Here is an 18,723-nt window from a genome sequence, read left to right as displayed (position 1 = left end):
GAGGCGAGCTTGGGCATTACCTTTCGCAAGGAAACCTTCCGCGACGACTTCACCTTCAGGAACAGCCCCGAGCACATCAGGCGGTTTCCGTTCCCGTTCCATGAAGACGGCTACATGTATGCGGTCAACATCGAGCCGCATGTCGTCGGGCCGAAGGGCAGCGTGCTGGAGAATCTGATCGACGTCGACGAGCACTATGTCGCCGAGATGCAGGACCGCGCTTTGGTGCTGGCCGAGGATCCGCTGCGCTGCCAGTCGCTGCCGCATATGACGCTGGCCGGCTGGGATCTGCTCGAGCTTTTGATGGAGCAGCAGGCGCTGGGCTATCCCGAGCATTTCACGCTGATCCGCGACGGCGACCGCTGGCGCTGGATCAACCGGCCGCTCGGCATCGACGACAGCTTCACCTTCGGTGACGTCTCGACGCTGCCCTATGGGCCGATGGAATACATAACGCGCCAGAGCCAGGGTGACTTCTGCATCCTCGACCAGCGCGACGGCAATCTGTGGATGGATGCCGGCATGGTCACCACCCAGGCCGACTGGTCGCTCGATTTCGACATCGGCATGAACTTCTTCGAATGGCACGCGCCGGTGCCGCTGGCGCATGAGAAGGGCATATTCGTCCGGGCGCTGAAGTTCCTCACCAACATCCAGCAGGGCAAGCCGGCACGCCGGCTGAACTGGACGATGACCATCAATCCGCGCCTCGATACCAGCCCGGAAAACTACCACAAATGGGGTCCGGACCGCGCCACGGTGACGCCGGAAAATGTCGGCGACAAAGTGCATCTGCGCGTCGAGCTGCAGAGCTTCTGGCGGCTGCCGCGCTCGAATGCGATCGTCTTCCCGATCCGCTGCTACCTGATCAAGATGGACGAGCTGGTGACGCAGCCGAAATGGGCTCGGCGCCTGCACCGCGTCATCCGCGACCTGCCCGAGGAACTCGCCAATTACAAAGGTCTGACGCGCTACCGGCCGACGCTGGTCCAGTGGCTGTCGAAATTGGATGACGGCAGTGCGACGTCGCCGGGGTTCGGGCCGGATTGAGTTTTCTTTGCGCGGTGGCGCTACCCCTAAAGCAGCCAATCTCCCCCCTTGAGGGGGAGATGCCCGGCAGGGCAGAGGGGGGCGCCGTGGAGCGCCGGCCTTGCCCAATGTCCACTCCAGCGCCTCCGCGAAGCTCACGACGCGCCGCCCAGCCCAGCCACGATCACGACATGCTGGCAGACATTGTCGATATCGCGAATGACATCGTCGTTCCAGAAGCGCAGGACTGTCCAGCCCAGCGCTTCGAACTTGGCGGTTCTTGCAGCGTCCGATTCCGATGTTTCGGCCTGGCCATGCTGGGAACCATCAAGCTCGACGATCAGCTTTTTGTCCGGGCATGCAAAATCGACGACATGGCCGGCGATAGGCATCTGGCGCCGAAACCCCAGTCCCATCAGCCTGTGTGCCCTGATCTCATTCCAAAGCTTGAGTTCGGCATCGGTCATCACCTTGCGCATCCTGCGCGCATTGCGGCGGTTGTTGGCGGATACTAGATTATGCGTCATCGCGGTTCGCCCCCCTCTGTCCTGCCGGACATCTCCCCCTCTAGGGGGGAGATCGAATGTCACTTCGGCTTTCGCCAACTACCAATGCTGCAAAAGAGTAGCCGTCGCGAAGCCGCCGATCTCGCTCACAAGGCGACCAAGGGGGAGACAGATCTCCGTTACCCCGCGCTTTGCGGGTAGCAGATGATCGAGAGATAGCGCATCGGCAGGACGCTCAGCACTTCCGGTCCGTGCGGCGCGTCTGCGTCGAAGAACAGGCTGTCGCCGGGTTTCATCGGGTAGAGATTGCTGCCGTGCCGGTAAACCACCTCGCCTTCGAGCATATAGAGGAATTCCATGCCCTCGTGCTGGAAGGTCGGGAACACGTCGGAATCCTCGGTCAGCGTGATCAGATAGGGTTCGACGACGACGCCGCTGGTGTTGGAGCCGATATGGCCGAGCAGATTGTACTGGTGGCCGGCGCGCGTGCCGCGGCGCTCGACGTCGAGGCCTTCGCCGGCCTTGACGAAGACGGCGCTGCGCTCCTCCTCGAAGCGGCGGAAGAAGGCGGTGACGGGAACGCCGAGCGCCCGCGACAGTGCCTGCAAGGTGGTCAGCGACGGTGAGGTGATACCGTTCTCGATCTTCGACAGCATGCCAAGCGAAATGTCGGTGGCGGCAGCCAGATCGGCGACGGTGATGCCGAGCTTCTTGCGGAATGCCCGCACCTCGCGGCCAATTGCGACCTCCAGCACTTTTTCGCGGGTGTCGCGAATGGCGTGCGGGTTCTGGGTGAGCGGCGCGCGTATCTTGCGCGGATCGATTGCAGCGACCGACGGCTTGGCTTTGGCGGCGACGACGGCCGCAGCAGGCTTCAGACTGGATGCTTTTCTCGCCATTTCGCCACCCCGGACCTTGCCGATTCATTTCACTCACGGTGAACATATTCGGTGCCGATACAGAAGCGCAACTGCTACGGCAAGCCACTTGTGGCGAATTGTCAGCGGTCCGGATTTCTCCCGAGGTCGGGCCTCGCTTGGAAATCCAGCGTGGTGAAACGAGGGTTTCGCGACAAGCCCTGTTGACAGCATCGAAGGGGCAATTACTGTCCTGTCAGTGAAATTTGTTTCGTTAGAGAAATGAGATCGGGAGGCCCGCAATGAAAGATCGTGTTGCCGTCATCGGAGCCGGGCCGTCCGGCATGGCCCAGCTCAGGGCCTTCAAGTCGGCTGCCGACAAGGGCGCCGATATTCCCGAGATCGTCTGCTTCGAAAAGCAGTCCGACTGGGGCGGCCTGTGGAACTACACCTGGCGCACCGGCCTCGACGAGCACGGCGACCCGGTGCATGGCTCGATGTACCGTTACCTCTGGTCGAACGGCCCGAAGGAATGCCTGGAATTCGCAGACTATACGTTCGAGGAGCATTTCGGCCGGCCGATCGGCTCCTATCCGCCACGCGCCGTCCTGTGGGACTACATCAAGGGCCGCGTCGAAAAATCCGGCGTGCGCCAATGGGTGCGCTTCAACAGCCCGGTGCGCATGGTCACCTTTTCCGACGCGACGAAGAAGTTCACCGTCACCGCGCATGATCGCACCAACGACGTCACGTACTCGGAAGAGTTCGACAATGTCGTCGTCGCTTCGGGGCATTTCTCCGTGCCCAACGTTCCCTATTTCGAGGACTTCTCGACCTTCAATGGTCGCATCCTGCACAGCCACGATTTCCGCGACGCGATGGAATTCAAGGGCAAGGACATTTTGATCATCGGCCGTTCCTATTCGGCCGAGGACATCGGCTCGCAATGCTACAAATACGGCGCCAAATCGATCACCTCCAGCTACCGCTCGAAGCCGATGGGCTTCAAATGGCCGGAGAACTGGAAGGAAGTACCGCTGCTGCAGAAGGTCGTCGGCAAGACGGCGCATTTCAAGGACGGCAGCACCAAAGACGTCGACGCCATCATCCTGTGCACCGGCTACCTCCATTCCTTCCCGTTCCTGACCGAGGATTTGAAGCTGAAGACCGCCAACCGCATGTGGCCGGACGGGCTCTACGAGGGCGTCGTCTGGGAGAAAAACCCGAAGCTGTCCTATATCGGCATGCAGGACCAGTTCTACACCTTCAACATGTTCGACGCGCAGGCCTGGTTCGCCCGCGACGTCATCATGGGCCGCATCAAGCTGCCCTCGGCCGAAGCGATGGCCGAGCACGGCAAAAAGTGGCGGGCACGCGAGGAAACGCTGGAAGACGCCGAGCAGATGATCTGGTTCCAGGGCGACTACACCAGGGAGTTGATGGAGCAGACCGACTATCCCGGCTTCGATGTCGAGGCTGTCAACCAGACCTTCATGGAATGGGAGCACCACAAGGCGGAAGACATCATGGGCTTCCGCGACCATTCCTATCGCTCGCTGATGACCGGCACGATGGCGCCGCTGCACCATACGCCCTGGCTGCAGGCGATGGACGATTCTATGGAGAGCTATCTCGAAGTGAAAGGCGTGGCGGCGGAGTAGGCAGTCCGAACGACGATTGCCTTGCCTCAGATAACTTCCCGCGCCGGGTTGGCTGCCAGCGCCAGGGAATTTGCGACGTGCTCGAGGTGCTCCTCGTCCAGGATGCTGGTCGCGACGCGGACAGCGTTCGTTTTTCCTGTCGAAAACTTCGCTCCGGCATGGACCGCGATGCCGTGCGCGGCCAGCGTGACCATCGCGTAAGGTTCCGAAGCAACCGGAATGAGGACGCTGAGACCATATCCGGCGTCGATCGCGACATCGCGTTTCGCCAATTCGCCGGCGAGCCGTTCGCGGCGGTGGCTATACACCTCCTTCGCCTGCTCAATGAGGGCAGCCGTGGCCGGGTCTTGCAGCAGCCAGGCGGTGGCGGCCTGCAGGATACGGCTGGTCCATCCCGAGCTGAAGCTGCGATAGGACTGGATCTGCTCGACGATCGTCGCCGATCCGGACAGGACGGCGAGCCGCAGGTCCGGGCCATGGGTCTTGGAATAGGACAGGATATGGACGACGCGGTCGGGAAAACGCCGGCCCAGCGAAATGCGCGGCGCCGAGGCAATATCGCCGACGCCGTCATCTTCGACGGTCAGTACGTCGGTGCCGGCGAGCAGGTCGCCGATGACTTCCAGCCGCGCCGACGACATGCAGGCGCCGGTCACCGAATGGACGCGCGGCTGGAACAGGAACGCGACAGGCCGCTGCCGCAGAGCGTCGGCAAGTGCATCCGGCAAGGGGCCTTCACTGTCGCAGTCCACCGGAATGATCGGCACGTCGAGATCCTCGAGGATGTCGAGCAGGCGAAGCGCCGTCGGGTTCTCGATGGCCACCGGCGCTCCCGGCGGGACCAGCGCATGCAGCAAGGTGTAGATGGCGTTGTAACCGCCATTGGTGGCCAGGAACGCGCCGGGATCGTACGGCCATGACGGGCGCACTGCGGCCTCCAGCTCGGGCAGGATGCGCACCCGCTCGTAGCTGTTGAGCTTTTCGGCGCGCGCGCCATGCGCCAGCGCGATGCCGAGCGGCGGCAAGAGCTGCACATCGGGCTCCGCGATCGCCAGGTTCAGAACGTCGTGTCCGTAATTGCCGCCGCTCATGTGGCGCTCCGGCCGGGCGGCAAAGCGGTTGCCCATGATCCAGGTGCCGTTGCGCCCGCGGCCGCCGATGATCTTGTAGCGCCGCAGTTCGCTCCACGCCTGCGAGACCGTCGCCGGGCTGACGCCGAGCACATAGGCCAGATCGCGCACCGGCGGAAGTTTTGCGCCAACAGGCAGCGCGCCGCTTCTGATTAGCGCACTGGTCTCGCGCGCGATGCCGCGCATCGTGCGGTCGCCAAGGCGTTCAGCGAACCATCCTGCATCGAAATCCATCGGCACCCGCGACCGTTAAAGCTAATGTTCAATAACATAATAACATTTGATCGGCCAAAAATAAACATTTACCAATCGCCGGTCAAACAGCTTTGAAGTTCGTGCCGATGCCCGTCTCCATCACCATAGCCACCCGCGATTGGGACTATCTCACGCCCTTGGTCCTGGGTGACGTCACGTCGAGCCGCCTGTCGGTGAAGGTTGACCGCGTCGCCACGCTGATCGCGGATCTCGGCACCGATCCGAACTACGATGCGGCGGAGGTCTCGTTCAGCCGTTATGTGTCGGCCATGGCTTCGGGCTGGGATACGGTGGTTGGACTACCGTGCTTCATCATGCGCGGCTTTCGCCATCGCTGCATCATCACGGTCGAGGCCAGCCCGCTGGAACGGCTTTCCGACCTTGCCGGCAAACGAATCGGCGTGACCGGCTGGCGCGATTCCGGCAACACATGGACACGCGCGGCGCTTCGCCGGGAAGGCATCGGCGTCGAGGATGCCTATTGGTTCGCCGGCAGGCTGACATCCGAGCACCCGATCGCCGACCGCCTCGACGGATTCGGTAGGCCGGGGCGCATCGAAGCGGCACCGGGCGAACGCCCGATGATGGAGCTGCTGGCGCAAGGCGAGCTCGACGCCGTTTTCACGCCCTTCATGCCGGACGGCTTTTTCGACCCGGCTTCCGGCTTCCGGCAAGTGCTGCGCGATTTTCGCGCGGCCGAACGCGCCTATTTCGCCGACGTCGATTATGTCCCGGGCATGCATCTGGTCGCCGTCAAGGCCGCTCTGGCCAGGGAGCATCCCTGGCTGCCTCACGAACTCGCCAGGCTGATCGACGAAAGCCAGCGCGTCTGGACGGCAAAGCGCCGAAAATATGCCGACACCTCGCCCTGGATCCTCGAGGAGCTGCTTCATGCGGGGCGCGACCTGCCTGCCTCCTGGAACGCCAGCGGCCTGCCTGCCAACCGGCGCATGATCGAGGATTTCGTCACCGAGCTCCATGCCCAGGGCATTCTGACGGAACCGATTTCCGCCGAAGCCTTGTTTCCTTTCGAAGCCAGGTCGCGGGCCACCGCAGCGTGACAACGCGCAACGAAGAACACGAAGGAGAATGCCATGAGGACAATCAGCTTCATATTCGCCTCGCTCGTCACCATGCTGGCGCAGGCCAGCTTTGCCCAGGATATCCAGAAGCAATCGGTGAACGAAGACTTGCGCGCCCGGCTGCCGGAAGAGATCCGCACGGCGGGAAAGATCACCGCCGTCAACAACGGCTCGTTCCCGCCCTATGAGATCGTCACCGGCACCGAACTGTCGGGGGCGACCAGGGACATTTCCGACGCCATCGGCCAGCTGCTCGGTGTTGAGGTCGATCACGCCTCGGTCGCCGGCCTGCCGGCTTTGCTGAGCGGCATCAATGCCGGCCGTTATCAGTTCGCGATGGGGCCTGTCGGCGACTATCCCGACCGGCAGAAATCCAACGACTTCGTCGATTGGGTGCGCGAATACGTCGTCTTCGCCGTCGAGAAGGGCAACCCGCAAGGCATCACCTCGCTCGACACCGCGTGCGGCAAGCGCATTGCCGTGATGTCGGGTGGCTCGGCAGAAAAGGTCATCAAGCAGCAGGCGCAGAAATGCAGCGAGGGCGGCAAGCCGGCCGTCGAGGTGCAATCCTTCACCGACCAGCCGAGCTCGATACTGGCCGTCCGGTCGAAACGCTCTGACGCATTCTTTTCCTCGCAGGCGCCGCTGACCTTCTTCGTCGAGCAGGCGAAGGGCCAACTGGAACTTTCAGGTGTCGGCCAGGCCAATGGCTTCAAGGACATCTATCAAGGCGCCGTCGTCAAGAAGGGCTCGCCGCTGGGCGGTGTACTGCTCGACGCCTTCAAGATCCTGATGAAGAACGGCACCTATGCTACGGTGATGAAGAAGTGGGGCCTCGAGAAGAACATGATCGACGCGCCCGGCATCAACCAGGGCCAGTAGAGGCTGCAATGACCGACGCGACCGCTGCCTACGCGGCCGGGGTGCCGCGACGTGCCGACGACGCGCTGCGCGACGTCAAACGAGCCCACCGGCCATTTCCGCTCGTCCGGCTGGCGCTCTGGGCGTTTACCGTCGCGGTGGCCGCCGGCTTCGCCTATATCGTTGCGGTCAACCCGAATTTCGGCTGGCCTGTGGTCGCCCAGTATTTCTTCGATCCGACAGTCATGCAGGGGCTTTCCGTAACGCTCGGCCTGACGGTCGTGGCGATGATCCTGGGTATCGTGCTCGGTCTGCTGCTCGCAATTGCGCGCATGTCGAAGGACAGGCTGGCATCTTTTCTATCCGGACTCTTCATCTGGTTCTTCCGGGGAACGCCGCTGCTGGTGCAGCTCATCCTGTGGTACAATCTTTCGACGCTGTTTCCGCGCATTTCCATCGGGTTCGCCAGCTGGAACACCAACGACCTGATCACGCCTTTGACGGCCGCGGTTCTTGGTCTGGCGCTGAACGAGGCCGCCTACATGGCCGAGATCATCCGTGGCGGGCTGCTGTCGGTGGACAACGGACAGGCCGAAACGGCTGAAGCCTTCGGCATGACGCGCGCGCGAGCCTTGCGGCGCATCATCATCCCACAGGCGATGCGGTCGATCGTCCCGCCGACCGGCAATCAGCTGATCAGCATGATCAAGGCGACGTCGCTTGTCAGCGTCATCGCCATGGCCGACCTGCTCTATTCGGTGCAGTCGATCTACAACCGCACCTTCGAAATCATTCCGCTGCTGATGGTTGCAGTGCTCTGGTATCTGCTGATCACCTCGGTTCTCAATGTCGCGCAAGGCGCGATCGAGCGCCACTACAGCCGCGGCGACCGCGGCGCCCGCGAGAAGTCAGCGACCGCCACCCTGGAGGCCGCCAATGAGCGCGCATGACACGCCCCTGGTCCGGGCGCGCAACGTTCACAAGGCGTTCGGCCCGCTCGAGGTGCTGAAGGGCATCGACCTGGACGTCGCGCCTGGCGAGGTGGTGGTCATTCTCGGACCGTCCGGCTCGGGAAAGTCGACCTTCCTGCGATGCATCAATCATCTGGAGGCGATCGATCAAGGGTCGATCGAGGTGGACGGAGAGCAGATCGGTTACCGGTTGCACGACGGCCGCCTCGACAAGCTTTCCGAGCGCGCGATCGCCGCGCAGCGGCGCAAGATTGGCATGGTGTTCCAGCAGTTCAATCTCTATCCGCACATGACGACCCTGCAGAACGTCATCGAGGCTCCGGTCGGCGTTCACCGGGAGAACCGCAAGGAGGCGATCGGCTACGCCCGCGAACTGCTGACCCGTGTCGGCCTCGCCGACAAGATCGATGCCTATCCGCGCCAGCTTTCGGGCGGCCAGCAGCAGCGCGTCGCCATCGCTCGGGCGCTCGCCATCCGCCCGAAATTGATGCTCTTCGACGAGCCGACGTCGGCGCTCGATCCGGAACTGGTCGGCGAGGTGCTCGCCACCATGCGCGATCTCGCCAGGCGGGGCTTGACCATGATCGTGGTCACGCATGAGATCGGTTTCGCCCGCGAAGCGGCGGATCGGGTGGTGTTCATGGACGACGGTAATGTGATCGAGGCCGGGCCTCCGGACGAGGTTCTCGCCAAACCCAGGCACCCGCGCACGCGGGCTTTCTTGAGCCGTTTCATCTAAAGCAAAGCCGGCGAGATTACGTGCTCGGCAAAGGACCCCCCATGCCAAAGACCTCCAACCAGTTCGCCGATATTTCCGACCTCGCCGACAAGGCCGCCGAGCTTGCAGCGGCTCGCCAGCACCTGCACGCGCATCCCGAGCTTTCATTCCAGGAGTACGAAACGGCAGCATACGTTGCCGAACGGCTCGAAAGCTGGGGCTACGAGGTGACGCGCAATGTCGGCGGCCTCGGCGTCGTCGGCCGCTTGCGCCAGGGCAGCGGCCGCAGCATCGCCATCCGTGCCGACATGGACGCCTTGCCGATCACCGAAGCGACCAATCTCCCTTATGCCAGCCAGGCCAGCGGCAAGATGCACGCCTGCGGCCATGACGGCCATACCACGATGCTGCTCGGCGCGGCCGAATACCTGGCGCGCACAAGGCACTTCAATGGCACGGTCAACCTCATCTTCCAGCCGGCCGAGGAAGCCGGCAAGGGAAGCGGGGCGCAGGCGATGATCGCCGACGGCCTGTTCGAACGCTTTCCCTGCGATGCGATATTCGGGCTGCACAACCATCCGGGCGCGCCGGCGGGTTCATTCCTGATGCGCGCCGGGCCGCTGATGGCGGCGAGCGATACCGTCACCATCAGGATCGCCGGGCGTGGCGGCCACGCCTCGCGTCCGCACCTGACGGTCGACCCGATCGTCGCTGCCGCCAATATCGTCATGACCCTGCAGACGGTTGTGTCGCGCAACGTCAACCCGATCGAGACGGCTGTCGTTACCGTCGGCACCATTCACGGCGGCACGGCCTCCAACGTCATCCCGGAACACGCCGAGATCACGCTGAGCGTCCGCTCCTTCTCGGCCGAGATCCGCGACACGCTCGAGCAGCGTATTCGCAACATCGCAGAACTTGTGGCGCAGGCGCATGGCGCAATGGTCGAGATCGATTACGAGCGCGGCTACCCGGTGGTGATCAATTCCGAGGGCGAGACGTCCTTTGCGACAGACGTCGCTGTCGAACTCGTCGGCGAGGATAAGGTGTCCGTCTGCCCGTTGATCCCCGGCAGCGAAGATTTTTCTTATTTCCTCGAACACAAACCCGGTTGCTTCCTGCGCCTCGGAAACGGCGAGGATTCAGCTATCCTGCACAGCTCGAAATATGATTTCAACGACGGCAATTTGACCGTCGGCGCAGCGCTCTGGGCTCGATTGACCGAGAGATTTCTGGCCGCTTGAGCCATACCTGCGGCTTGCATTGTCGATCGGCCGGTCGAGCAGAATTGGGGCGACCGGCCGCGCGACGATGCTCAACGAATTCTCACGCATTCCCCCTCTACGAATGCGATAAGAGCTTCACTTTCAGACGAACAAAAAGTCACTCGTCGTCAGCGGGCTTGTAAAGTTTGCGAGTGTAACTTGATCGACTCCTGCGGTAATGATGGTGTCGGTTCCACTTTGGGCAATTGTGAGATCATCGAACGATTGCACGCCCTCCACGCCACTAAACACAATGGTGTCGCCTTGAGTCTGGCTGAAGTCGTAGATGGTGTTTTGGGTTCCGACCGTCATTGAACCATTGTCCTTGAATATGAATTGGTCTCTGCCGCCCTGAGCCAACTCGCTCAGTTGTCCGTCACCCCACATGTCGTTGATGACCGTGCAGCCGGGTGCCGCACTCCCGGCGTACAGGGTATCGTTTCCACCCTTGGCCGAACCGGACATTTGCTGTGCGTCGCCGCACAGGAAGTTGCGGACCTGGCCGCTTTCGTTGTTGTGGCCTCCGGTAAGAATGTCGTTACCGGCCTGGGCGGAACCGGACATGGCGAATGCGTCGCCATACAACTCGCTCAGAACATCCGGACCGGAGCTCCTGTCGCCGCCAGTCAGGGAATCATTGCCGCCCACAGCGCTGCCGAGCATCGTGCCCGCATCGCCATACCCTAAATTATGAGTGCCTTGCAGCACGGCCGTGTCGTCGCCGCCGCGAGCGTGGTCGGACATGTTGGCGCCCGCGTCACCGTAGAAACTTGTCTGGGACCCACCAGCGCTCGTGAAGTTGTCGTTGCCGCCTTTGGCAAAACCGGAAAGATCCCCGCCCGCGTCGCCAAAGAGGGTTTTGTTCGGGATCGCCCCACCCAGATCCGTGTAATGGTCGTCGCCGCCCTGAGCATGGTCCGACATGTCACCGCCGGCATCGCCGAAGAAAGTGCTGGTGGAAAAGAAGGCGCCCGTGAACGTGTCGTCGCCGCCCTGAGCATGGTCCGACATATCGCCGCCGGCATCGCCGTAGAAAGTGTTGAGCGAGTCGGTCCGGCTCGTATAGCTGTCGTCGCCGCCCTGGGCATTGCCGGACATGTTGCTGCCGGAGTCACCGAAGAAGGTGTTCGTGGCCTGCCTGGAGCCCTGGAAGGTGTCGTTGCCGCCCTTGCTGTGATCCGACATTTCGCCGCCGGCATCACCGTAGAAGGTGTGGGTAGCTCCTTGTACAGTGCTGGTCAGGAAAGTGTCATCCCCGCCCGGGCATAGCCGAACATCTTGCCGCCGGCGTCACCATAGAAGGTATCGACTACCTGCCTTGCCACTCCACTGTTGAAGATATCGTTGCCGCCCCTGCTATGGTCCGACATATCGTCGCCCGCGTCACCAAAGGCAGTGGTGGTGGAGGATGACAGCCCCGTGGTGAAGGTATCGTCACCGCCCCGAGCAAAATTGAACAAGCTCCGAGCCGCGTCGCCGTAGAAGGTGTAGGTCGACGGTGCGGTTTCCGTAAAGGTGTCGTTGCCGCCTCTTGAGAAATCGAGCAGGCTGCCGCCAGCGTCGCCGGTCAAGATATTCGTATTCGGATCGCCTGTGAGGGCGTCATCGATGCCCCACTGATGATCTGCTAGATCACCGGTAGTAAAGGGAACGCGTTTAGACATTATCCGCTCTCCTGCTGAGCCTACCCGTCCCATGACAGCCGTACGATGTGAGGCTAGAGCGAGCAATAATCCCGAAGGGCTATGTCTTTGGGCGTAGGGGTCGGTAACTCATCACCGGCGCGCCATTACATCCCGGACTATCCCAGCCTTGCCCGAGCCTTCGCCGTCCAGGCGTTGAACAGCCGGTCGGCGACGATACCGATGAAGGCGATGGCCAGGCCGGCGACGATGCCGCGGCCGGAATCGGCCTTGGACAGGGCGATGAACACCTCCTGGCCGAGATCGCGGGTGCCGACCATGGCGCAGATGATGATCATCGCCAGCGCCATCAGGATGGTCTGGTTGACGCCGAGCATGATCTCGGGCAACGCCAGCGGCAGTTGCACGCGAAAGAAGGTCTGCCGCCTGGTGCAGCCGGAAACCTTCGCCGCCTCGATCAGCGCCGGCGGCACCTGCCGGATGCCGTGATTGGTGTAGCGGATCGCCGGCACCACGGCGAAGGCGACAGTGGCGATCATCGCGGTGACGTCGCCGACCCTGAACAGCATCACCACTGGAATGATGAAGCAGAACGACGGCAGCACCTGCAGTGTGTCGATGACCGGCGTGACGATCTTTTCGAAGCGGTTGCTGCGCGATGCCATGAGCCCGATCGGGATGCCGATCAGGCAGGCGATAAAGGCCGAGATGCCGCACAAATATACCGTCGCCATGGTCTTTTCCCAAAGTCCGGTGACGGCGCAGAACGCTGTCAAAGCCGCGACCAGGGCGGCGAGGCGCAAGCCGCCGAGCTGGTAGCCGGCAAGGCCGAGCAGACACACCGCGCCCAGCCACGGAAAACCCTCGCAGAAGGCGCGCACCGGGTTGAGCACATTGAGGATAAGCGCCACCCGGAACGCTTCGATCGTGTCGAAGAAGTTGATGGTGATCCAGTTCACCGCCGCCTTCCACAAAGGCGCGGTGGTGAAGGTGATCGCTTTCGGCACGGCGGCGAAGGCCGGCACGAACAGGCCGAGCAGCGTGGTGACGGCGAGGATGGCAACGGCCAGCGTCAGATTGGGATAGCGCCGCCAGAACCTGGTGCTGGCCTGATGGCGGACATTGCCCTTGGCGTGATTGTGCGCGATCGCCTGGCTCAGCCGGTCGAGTGCAATTGCCAGCGCGACAATGGCGAGGCCAGCTTCCATCGCCTCGCCGACCTTGAGCGCGCGCAACGCCAAAAGCACGTCATAGCCGAGCCCGCCGGCGCCGATCATCGAGGCGATGATCACCATATTGAGCGCCAGCATGATGACCTGGTTGACGCCGACCATCAATGTCGGCCGCGCCGACGGCAACAGCACCCGCCACAGCTTCTGCCGAGCCGTGCAGCCGGCCATCTCGCTGAAATCGTCGATCTCCGACGGCACCCGCGACAGGCCGAGCATCGTCGCCCGCACCATTGGCGGCGTCGCGAAAATTGCCGTCGCGATCATTGCCGAGACTGGGCTGTTGCCGAACAGAAGCAGCATCGGGATCAGATAGGCGAAGGTCGGGATCGTCTGCATCAGATCGAGGGCAGGGGAGATCAACAGCCTCTCCGCCCAAGGCTTGCGCCATGCCCAGATGCCGGCGAACAGCCCGGTGACAATGCAAAACGGCACGGCGATCGAGATCAGGCCCAGCGTCAGCATGGCGCTGGTCCACTGCCCGAACAGCGCGATGTAGAGAAAACAGCCGCCGACCAGCGCACCCAGCTTCCAGCCGCCGGCGGCGCGCCCGGCAAGGTAGGCGGAAGCGCAGACGCCGACCCAGGACAGGCGCGGCAAGACGATCATATCCGCGCCATGGCCGATCTTGAAATTCTTGGCCAGAAGACCGAGCGCGAAATCGAGCGGTACGCCGAGCACCGCGGTGATCGAGCGGGTCAGCCAGGAGAAGTTCGACTTCAACCAGTTCATCAGCGCACTGACCCAGTCGGCGACAGGAACGGTCGCGCCGGCCGGGTAATTGACCGCCCAGGGCAGGCTTTCCTGCAGCCGGAAGACAATAAGCACGGCGGCGAGCGCACAGGCCCAGATCGCCAGCCAGGTTTGAACCGGCCGGGGCCTCGCTGCGCTGGCGCTTGCCGCGACCGTCATGCGCCGGCCCCACGACGTTCTATGCCGGCGAGAAGATCGATCACCGCCTGCGGCGTGACTTCGCCGATCGGCTTGCCGGTGCCGTTGACCACCGCGAAGGGCTTGCCGGCAGAGACAATATCTGCAGAGAAACTGGCAATCTTGGCATCCGGCGCGACCGTGCCGCCGTACTCGGCGCCGTCGCAGGCGCGCATCAGGCTGCGCGCCGAGATCACCTTGGCGCGGTCGACGTCGCGGGTGAATTCGGCGACATAGGCGGTCGCCGGATTGACCACCAGCTCTTCCGGCGTGCCGATCTGGATGACCTCGCCGTCCTTCATGATGGCGATACGATCGGCCAGCCGGATGGCCTCGTCGAAATCATGGGTGATGAAGACGATGGTCTTGTGCAGCATGGTCTGCAGCCGCATCAGCTCGTCCTGCATCTCACGGCGGATAAGCGGATCGAGGGCCGAGAACGGCTCGTCGAGGAACCAGATTTCCGGCTTCGTGGCGAGGCTGCGGGCGATGCCGACACGCTGCTGCTGTCCGCCGGAAAGCTCGCGCGGATAGAAATGCTCGCGGCCGCGCAAGCCGACCAGCTCGATGACCTCGCGAGCCCGCTTTTCGCGCGTCGGCCGGTCCTGCCCCTGGATGCCCAGGGGAAAGGCGATGTTCTCCAGTACGTCGAGATGCGGCAGCAAGGCAAAATTCTGGAACACCATGCCCATGCGGTGGCGTCGCAGCTCAATCAGCGCGGCATCGGAAATCTTGAGCAGGTCCTTGCCCTCGAACTCGACCTTGCCGTGGGTCGGCTCGATCAGCCGCGACATGCAGCGCACCAGCGTCGACTTGCCTGACCCCGAAAGTCCCATGATGATGAAGATCTCGCCTTGGCGGATTTCGAGATCGACGGCGCGCACCGCGCCAACCAGTCCGGCCGCAGCGATGTCCGCCAGGCTGGCCCTGCCGTCGCGCCGGCGGATGAAGTTGGCGGCGTCCGTCCCGAACAGCTTCCAGACATTGCGACAGGCAAGCTTTATCGGGCGGGCATCGTTGCCCGATTTCGCCGCCTGTTCAATCGTATCGGTCATGCGATCGTCCTTCTGGAACACGGGATCGAGACCCGGCCACGAATGGCCGGGTCGTCGGATTTCCAGTTAGACGGTCATTCGGCCCAGGCTTTCCAGTCGGCTTCGTGGGCGGCGATCCAGGCGGCGGCGACGTCTTCCGGCGTCTTGCCTTCGAGATCGATCTGGCCGCTCATCTTGTTGAGCTCGTCGGTATCGACCGTGTAGTTTTTCGCGACCTTGTAGGCGACAGGCCATTTGTCCTTCATGCCGGCCCAGGAATATTTCCAGATCTCGCCATGCGGCTTGCCGCAGTCATATTTCGCGTCGGGGTTCACACCCCATTTCGGGTCGGTGTAGCACTCTGTCGTATAGTCGGGGAATTCGACCCATTCACCCTTGTATTTGGCCGGCGCCCAATGCGGCGAATAGATCCACAGCATGATCGGCGCCTTGCGCTGATAGGCCGAGTCCAGTTCGGCGAACATCGCCGCATCGGTGCCGGCATGGATGACGGTGAAGGGCAGTTTCAGCGCCTCGACGCGTTCGTCGTCAAAACCTTCCCATGTCACAGGTCCGCCGAGATAGCGCCCCTTCGGTGTGGTTTCGGCCGTCGAAAAGGCCTCGGCGCATTTCGGGTCTTTCAGCGCTTCCCAGTTCGGCAGGCCGGGGCATTTCTCTTTCATGTATTCGGGAAACCACCATTCTTCCTTGGCCTTGGGCCCGAGCTTGCCAAGGCGTTCGGTCTGGCCCGTCGCGTCCGAGGCCTTCATCGCCTCGCCGGCCGTCGTGTCCCAGAATTCCAGGCCGACATCGATGTCGCCATTGGTCAGGCCGGTGGTCAGGCTGGAGAGATAGTCGGCGGTCGGATATTCGACGGTATAGCCGAGCTTTTCGAGGATGCCGCCAAGGATCTTGGCGTTCAGATTGACGCTGGTCCAATCGAACAGTGCGATCTTGATCGGGTCGTTGGATTCCGGCGCTGCCGCATAGGCCGAAGATGTCAGTGCGGCTGCGGCAAGTGTTAAGGCTCCCATTGAGAAATTCGAAATCATGCTCCGAAGTGACATGCTTGTTCTCCTGTCAAGCTCTGGTGGAAGTTATCGTAGTTCCCTTCTTGCGTCTTTTTTTGATTGTGTTGGAAAAGCTGGTCGTTGCGCAAGGCCGTAGGCGCCACAATGCTGCCGAAGCGGATGCCGGCGCAAAACGGGGTGGTGCCCAAATTGGTGAAGATGTGGCGGGACCGGCCGCGTCATGATTGCCGAAGGATTGCTGCCGAAGCAGTCATCCACGGATCGATCGCCGGTCTTGAGGGGCAAACCATCAAAGTCCCATGACCTCGGCTGTTGGCTCGGCAACTCGACCAGAGCCACTTTCATGAGATGAAATTATATATACCAACGTTCACGTCGCGCAACGATTAACGCCGGTGCCGATTTCAAGGCCGTCTTTTTGCATGGACCCGTGGACCGGTTCGAAAAAAGCCAAGGTTGCCAGTCATCGGGTTATCAGCCGCGACGACACAATGCGGCAGACCAAAGCGCTTTACTTCAGCCGATGGGAAACACCTGAGATGACGGTATCGCCGTCGGCTTCTGACCGTTTCAACACCAGATCATATCTGAGGCTTCCATGACCTCTTCCTTGAACAGACTGCGTATTGCCGTGCTCTTTGGCGGACGTTCCGCCGAGCATGACGTTTCGGTGCTTTCAGCAACCAATGTCATGCGGGCGCTGCTGCCCGCCAAATACGATGCCGTCCCAATCTTCGTCACACGCGAAGGACAGTGGCTGTTGAGCAGCTTTGAGGATGGTACGCTCGCAAAACCTGCGGGCGGCACGGAAGTTTGCCTGGTTCCGGGTGGGTGCGGACGGATGATGGCGATCCCGGCCGACGGCACACCCTATGATCTGCAGAAGATCGACATCCTGTTTCCGGTCCTGCACGGCCTCCACGGCGAAGACGGCTCGGTGCAGGGGGTGGCCGAGGTAGCTCGAGTGCCGCTCGCCGGCTGCGGCATCCTTGGTTCGGCAACCGCGCTGGACAAGGACGTCGCCAAGCGGCTCCTGAAAGCGGCGGGGCTGCCAATCGCGCGCTCAGTGACGATTCATGAAGGTGCGGCGCCCGCCCTCGCCACACTGGAAAGCGAACTCGGCCTGCCGCTCTTCATCAAACCGGCGCGTCAGGGATCGTCTGTCGGCGTCAGAAAAGTCCATGCCAGTCAGGAATTCGATGGAGCGCTTGCTGAAGCCTTCCGGCACGATTGCAAGCTGTTGGCCGAGGAATTCATTCGTGGGCGCGAGATCGAATATAGCGTGCTGGAGGATCCGGCAGGCGACTTGTTCGTCTCGCGGCCAGGCGAGATCGTGCCGGCGGAAAGCCACGGTTTCTACAGCTATGATGCCAAATACGTCGATGAGAGCGGCGCGGCGCTTAAAGTGCCGGCCGAACTGCCGCCGGAGGTCGAGGCAGGCATGCGGGACGTGGCCGCACGGGCTTTCAGAGCCGTCGGCTGTGACGGGATGGCGCGCATCGACTTCTTCCTGACGCCGGACATGCAATTCCTGGTCAATGAAATCAATACCATCCCCGGCTTCACCGATATCAGCATGTATTCCAAGGCAATGGCGGCAAGCGGCGTCAGCTATTCCGAAATCATCGACCGGCTCGTGGAACATGGATTGGCACGGGCCGGCCGAGCAGCCTGAACGCAGCGAAGCGGCTTTCATATCCGGTCGATGGTACGTTGGCCCGCGCCGCTCACGACATGATCAGGCCGCCATCGACATTGATGGTCTGGCCGGTGATGTAGGCCGCATCGTCGCTGGCGAGAAAGCTGACCAGACCGGAGACATCCTCGCCGCTGCCGGCGCGGCCCATCGGGATATTCTTCACCCATTCGGCCATCAACTCGCCGGGCTTGTAATCGCCCATCAACTTGCCCCACGCGGCATCGTTATAGGCCCACATGTCGGTGTCGATGATGCCGGGGCAGATCGCGTTGACGGTGATCTTCTCCTTGGCCACTTCCTTGGCCAGGCTCTGGGTGATGCCGACGACGCCGAATTTCGAGGCCGCATAATGCGGCGTGTAGATAAAGCCCTGCCGCGCCTGGCCGGATGCGGTGTTGATCAGCCTGCCGCCATCGCCATGCTTGCGGATCCGCGCGATCGCCTCCTGGCAACACAGGAACACCCCCTTGGTGTTGACCGCCATCACCTTGTCCCATTCGGCCTCGGTCATCGCCTCGACCCTGGCGATTGTGATGACACCGGCATTCTGTACGGAGATGTCGACGCGGCCGAACTCCTGCTCGGCCAGGTCATAGAGGGCGACGACCTCGTCCTTCCTGGTCACGTCCATGCGCAGCGATGCGACCCTGGCGCCCGCAGCCTTGAGATCGGCGGCGACCTCGTCGACGCGCGCGTCGATTGCGCTGACGACGACCGCAGCACCTTCCGCCGCGAAGCGCCTGGCCATTGCCGCGCCGATGCCGCCGCTGGCGCCGGTGATCACCGCCGTTTTTCCCTGGAATCGCTTCTGCATCTTTTCTC

The 18,723-nt window shown here is 62.3% G+C and carries 17 protein-coding genes; 8 read left to right on the top strand and 9 right to left on the bottom strand.

Annotated features, from left to right (window positions below; genetic code table 11):
* The first annotated feature begins 9 nt into the window (after positions 1 to 9).
* Entirely contained in the window at positions 10 to 1,050 is a 1,041-nt protein-coding gene (locus NKI19_RS08265) for a heme-dependent oxidative N-demethylase family protein (RefSeq protein ID WP_352489504.1), read from the top strand.
* A gap of 134 nt (positions 1,051 to 1,184) precedes the next feature.
* On the opposite strand, the gene NKI19_RS08260 is transcribed toward NKI19_RS08265, so the two are convergent.
* Both NKI19_RS08260 and NKI19_RS08255 read right to left on the bottom strand, forming a co-directional pair.
* Positions 1,185 to 1,556, bottom strand: a complete 372-nt coding sequence (locus tag NKI19_RS08260) for an endonuclease domain-containing protein (RefSeq protein WP_352489505.1) — start codon at positions 1,554 to 1,556, stop codon at positions 1,185 to 1,187.
* A 158-nt stretch (positions 1,557 to 1,714) separates the two neighbouring features.
* Positions 1,715 to 2,434: a helix-turn-helix domain-containing protein gene (locus NKI19_RS08255; protein WP_352489506.1), complete on the bottom strand. Its 720-nt coding sequence runs from the start codon at positions 2,432 to 2,434 to the stop codon at positions 1,715 to 1,717.
* A gap of 260 nt (positions 2,435 to 2,694) precedes the next feature.
* Here NKI19_RS08255 and NKI19_RS08250 point away from each other — a divergent pair, with 260 nt between their 5' ends.
* A complete protein-coding gene (locus NKI19_RS08250; RefSeq protein WP_352489507.1) occupies positions 2,695 to 4,053 on the top strand; it encodes a trimethylamine monooxygenase in 1,359 nt (452 codons plus the stop codon).
* A 26-nt stretch (positions 4,054 to 4,079) separates the two neighbouring features.
* Here the strand turns inward: NKI19_RS08250 and NKI19_RS08245 are convergent, their stop codons facing one another.
* A complete protein-coding gene (locus NKI19_RS08245; protein ID WP_352489508.1) occupies positions 4,080 to 5,417 on the bottom strand; it encodes an aminotransferase-like domain-containing protein in 1,338 nt (445 codons plus the stop codon).
* Positions 5,418 to 5,524: 107 nt separating this feature from the next.
* On the opposite strand from NKI19_RS08245, the gene NKI19_RS08240 reads away from it, so the two are divergent.
* The 5 genes from NKI19_RS08240 to NKI19_RS08220 all read left to right on the top strand — a co-directional run bounded on the left by NKI19_RS08240 (position 5,525) and on the right by NKI19_RS08220 (position 10,314).
* On the top strand, positions 5,525 to 6,499 hold the full coding sequence (locus tag NKI19_RS08240; protein WP_352564780.1) for a substrate-binding domain-containing protein: 975 nt from the start codon (positions 5,525 to 5,527) through the stop codon (positions 6,497 to 6,499).
* A 72-nt stretch (positions 6,500 to 6,571) separates the two neighbouring features.
* Positions 6,572 to 7,402, top strand: a complete 831-nt coding sequence (locus tag NKI19_RS08235) for an ABC transporter substrate-binding protein (RefSeq protein WP_502899258.1) — start codon at positions 6,572 to 6,574, stop codon at positions 7,400 to 7,402.
* A gap of 8 nt (positions 7,403 to 7,410) precedes the next feature.
* Positions 7,411 to 8,331 (top strand): amino acid ABC transporter permease, encoded by a 921-nt coding sequence (locus NKI19_RS08230; protein WP_352489510.1) that lies wholly within the window; start codon positions 7,411 to 7,413, stop codon positions 8,329 to 8,331.
* Positions 8,318 to 9,091, top strand: a complete 774-nt coding sequence (locus tag NKI19_RS08225; protein ID WP_352489511.1) for an amino acid ABC transporter ATP-binding protein — start codon at positions 8,318 to 8,320, stop codon at positions 9,089 to 9,091. The genes NKI19_RS08230 and NKI19_RS08225 overlap by 14 nt, the downstream gene beginning before the upstream one ends.
* 41 nt (positions 9,092 to 9,132) lie before the next feature.
* Positions 9,133 to 10,314 carry a M20 aminoacylase family protein gene (locus NKI19_RS08220; protein ID WP_352489512.1) on the top strand — a complete coding sequence of 394 codons (1,182 nt, stop codon included), beginning with the start codon at positions 9,133 to 9,135 and terminating at the stop codon, positions 10,312 to 10,314.
* Between the two features lie 123 nt (positions 10,315 to 10,437).
* On the opposite strand, the gene NKI19_RS08215 is transcribed toward NKI19_RS08220, so the two are convergent.
* From NKI19_RS08215 to NKI19_RS08195, 5 genes are all read right to left on the bottom strand, one after another.
* A complete protein-coding gene (locus NKI19_RS08215) occupies positions 10,438 to 11,520 on the bottom strand; it encodes a calcium-binding protein (RefSeq protein WP_352564777.1) in 1,083 nt (360 codons plus the stop codon).
* A gap of 53 nt (positions 11,521 to 11,573) precedes the next feature.
* Entirely contained in the window at positions 11,574 to 11,999 is a 426-nt protein-coding gene (locus tag NKI19_RS08210; protein WP_352489514.1) for a hypothetical protein, read from the bottom strand.
* 137 nt (positions 12,000 to 12,136) lie between these two features.
* A complete protein-coding gene (locus NKI19_RS08205) occupies positions 12,137 to 14,119 on the bottom strand; it encodes an ABC transporter permease (RefSeq protein ID WP_352489515.1) in 1,983 nt (660 codons plus the stop codon).
* The gene (locus tag NKI19_RS08200; RefSeq protein WP_352489516.1) at positions 14,116 to 15,192 is read right to left on the bottom strand and encodes a quaternary amine ABC transporter ATP-binding protein; all 1,077 of its coding nucleotides are present in this window, start codon (positions 15,190 to 15,192) and stop codon (positions 14,116 to 14,118) included. Before NKI19_RS08200 ends, NKI19_RS08205 begins: the two co-directional genes overlap by 4 nt.
* Positions 15,193 to 15,266: 74 nt before the next feature.
* The gene (locus NKI19_RS08195) at positions 15,267 to 16,238 is read right to left on the bottom strand and encodes an ABC transporter substrate-binding protein (RefSeq protein WP_352489517.1); all 972 of its coding nucleotides are present in this window, start codon (positions 16,236 to 16,238) and stop codon (positions 15,267 to 15,269) included.
* Positions 16,239 to 16,800: 562 nt separating this feature from the next.
* Here NKI19_RS08195 and NKI19_RS08190 point away from each other — a divergent pair.
* A complete protein-coding gene (locus tag NKI19_RS08190) occupies positions 16,801 to 17,877 on the top strand; it encodes a D-alanine--D-alanine ligase family protein (RefSeq protein WP_352489518.1) in 1,077 nt (358 codons plus the stop codon).
* Between the two features lie 52 nt (positions 17,878 to 17,929).
* Here the strand turns inward: NKI19_RS08190 and NKI19_RS08185 are convergent, their stop codons facing one another.
* Entirely contained in the window at positions 17,930 to 18,715 is a 786-nt protein-coding gene (locus tag NKI19_RS08185; RefSeq protein WP_352489519.1) for an SDR family oxidoreductase, read from the bottom strand.
* Positions 18,716 to 18,723: the final 8 nt, after the last annotated feature.

Source organism: Mesorhizobium sp. M0751 (assembly GCF_040320265.1).
Lineage (GTDB): Bacteria > Pseudomonadota > Alphaproteobacteria > Rhizobiales > Rhizobiaceae > Mesorhizobium.
The sequence above is the reverse complement of the archived record's forward strand: the minus strand, read 5'-3'. Positions and strand labels throughout refer to the sequence as shown.

Bases quoted from the DNA above. Each gene is read 5' to 3' on its own strand.
- NKI19_RS08225 (WP_352489511.1), top strand. From the start codon at position 8,318: ATGAGCGCGCATGACACGCCCCTGGTCCGGGCGCGCAACGTTCACAAG.
- NKI19_RS08220 (WP_352489512.1), top strand. From the start codon at position 9,133: ATGCCAAAGACCTCCAACCAGTTCGCCGATATTTCCGACCTCGCCGAC.
- NKI19_RS08210 (WP_352489514.1), bottom strand. From the start codon at position 11,999: ATGTCTAAACGCGTTCCCTTTACTACCGGTGATCTAGCAGATCATCAG.
- NKI19_RS08230 (WP_352489510.1), top strand. From the start codon at position 7,411: ATGACCGACGCGACCGCTGCCTACGCGGCCGGGGTGCCGCGACGTGCC.
- NKI19_RS08260 (WP_352489505.1), bottom strand. From the start codon at position 1,556: ATGACGCATAATCTAGTATCCGCCAACAACCGCCGCAATGCGCGCAGG.
- NKI19_RS08200 (WP_352489516.1), bottom strand. From the start codon at position 15,192: ATGACCGATACGATTGAACAGGCGGCGAAATCGGGCAACGATGCCCGC.
- NKI19_RS08215 (WP_352564777.1), bottom strand. From the start codon at position 11,520: ATGTCGGATCACAGCAAGGGCGGCAACGACACCTTCCAGGGCTCCAGG.
- NKI19_RS08250 (WP_352489507.1), top strand. From the start codon at position 2,695: ATGAAAGATCGTGTTGCCGTCATCGGAGCCGGGCCGTCCGGCATGGCC.
- NKI19_RS08195 (WP_352489517.1), bottom strand. From the start codon at position 16,238: ATGTCACTTCGGAGCATGATTTCGAATTTCTCAATGGGAGCCTTAACA.
- NKI19_RS08255 (WP_352489506.1), bottom strand. From the start codon at position 2,434: ATGGCGAGAAAAGCATCCAGTCTGAAGCCTGCTGCGGCCGTCGTCGCC.
- NKI19_RS08245 (WP_352489508.1), bottom strand. From the start codon at position 5,417: ATGGATTTCGATGCAGGATGGTTCGCTGAACGCCTTGGCGACCGCACG.
- NKI19_RS08185 (WP_352489519.1), bottom strand. From the start codon at position 18,715: ATGCAGAAGCGATTCCAGGGAAAAACGGCGGTGATCACCGGCGCCAGC.
- NKI19_RS08205 (WP_352489515.1), bottom strand. From the start codon at position 14,119: ATGACGGTCGCGGCAAGCGCCAGCGCAGCGAGGCCCCGGCCGGTTCAA.
- NKI19_RS08190 (WP_352489518.1), top strand. From the start codon at position 16,801: ATGACCTCTTCCTTGAACAGACTGCGTATTGCCGTGCTCTTTGGCGGA.
- NKI19_RS08235 (WP_502899258.1), top strand. From the start codon at position 6,572: ATGCTGGCGCAGGCCAGCTTTGCCCAGGATATCCAGAAGCAATCGGTG.
- NKI19_RS08240 (WP_352564780.1), top strand. From the start codon at position 5,525: ATGCCCGTCTCCATCACCATAGCCACCCGCGATTGGGACTATCTCACG.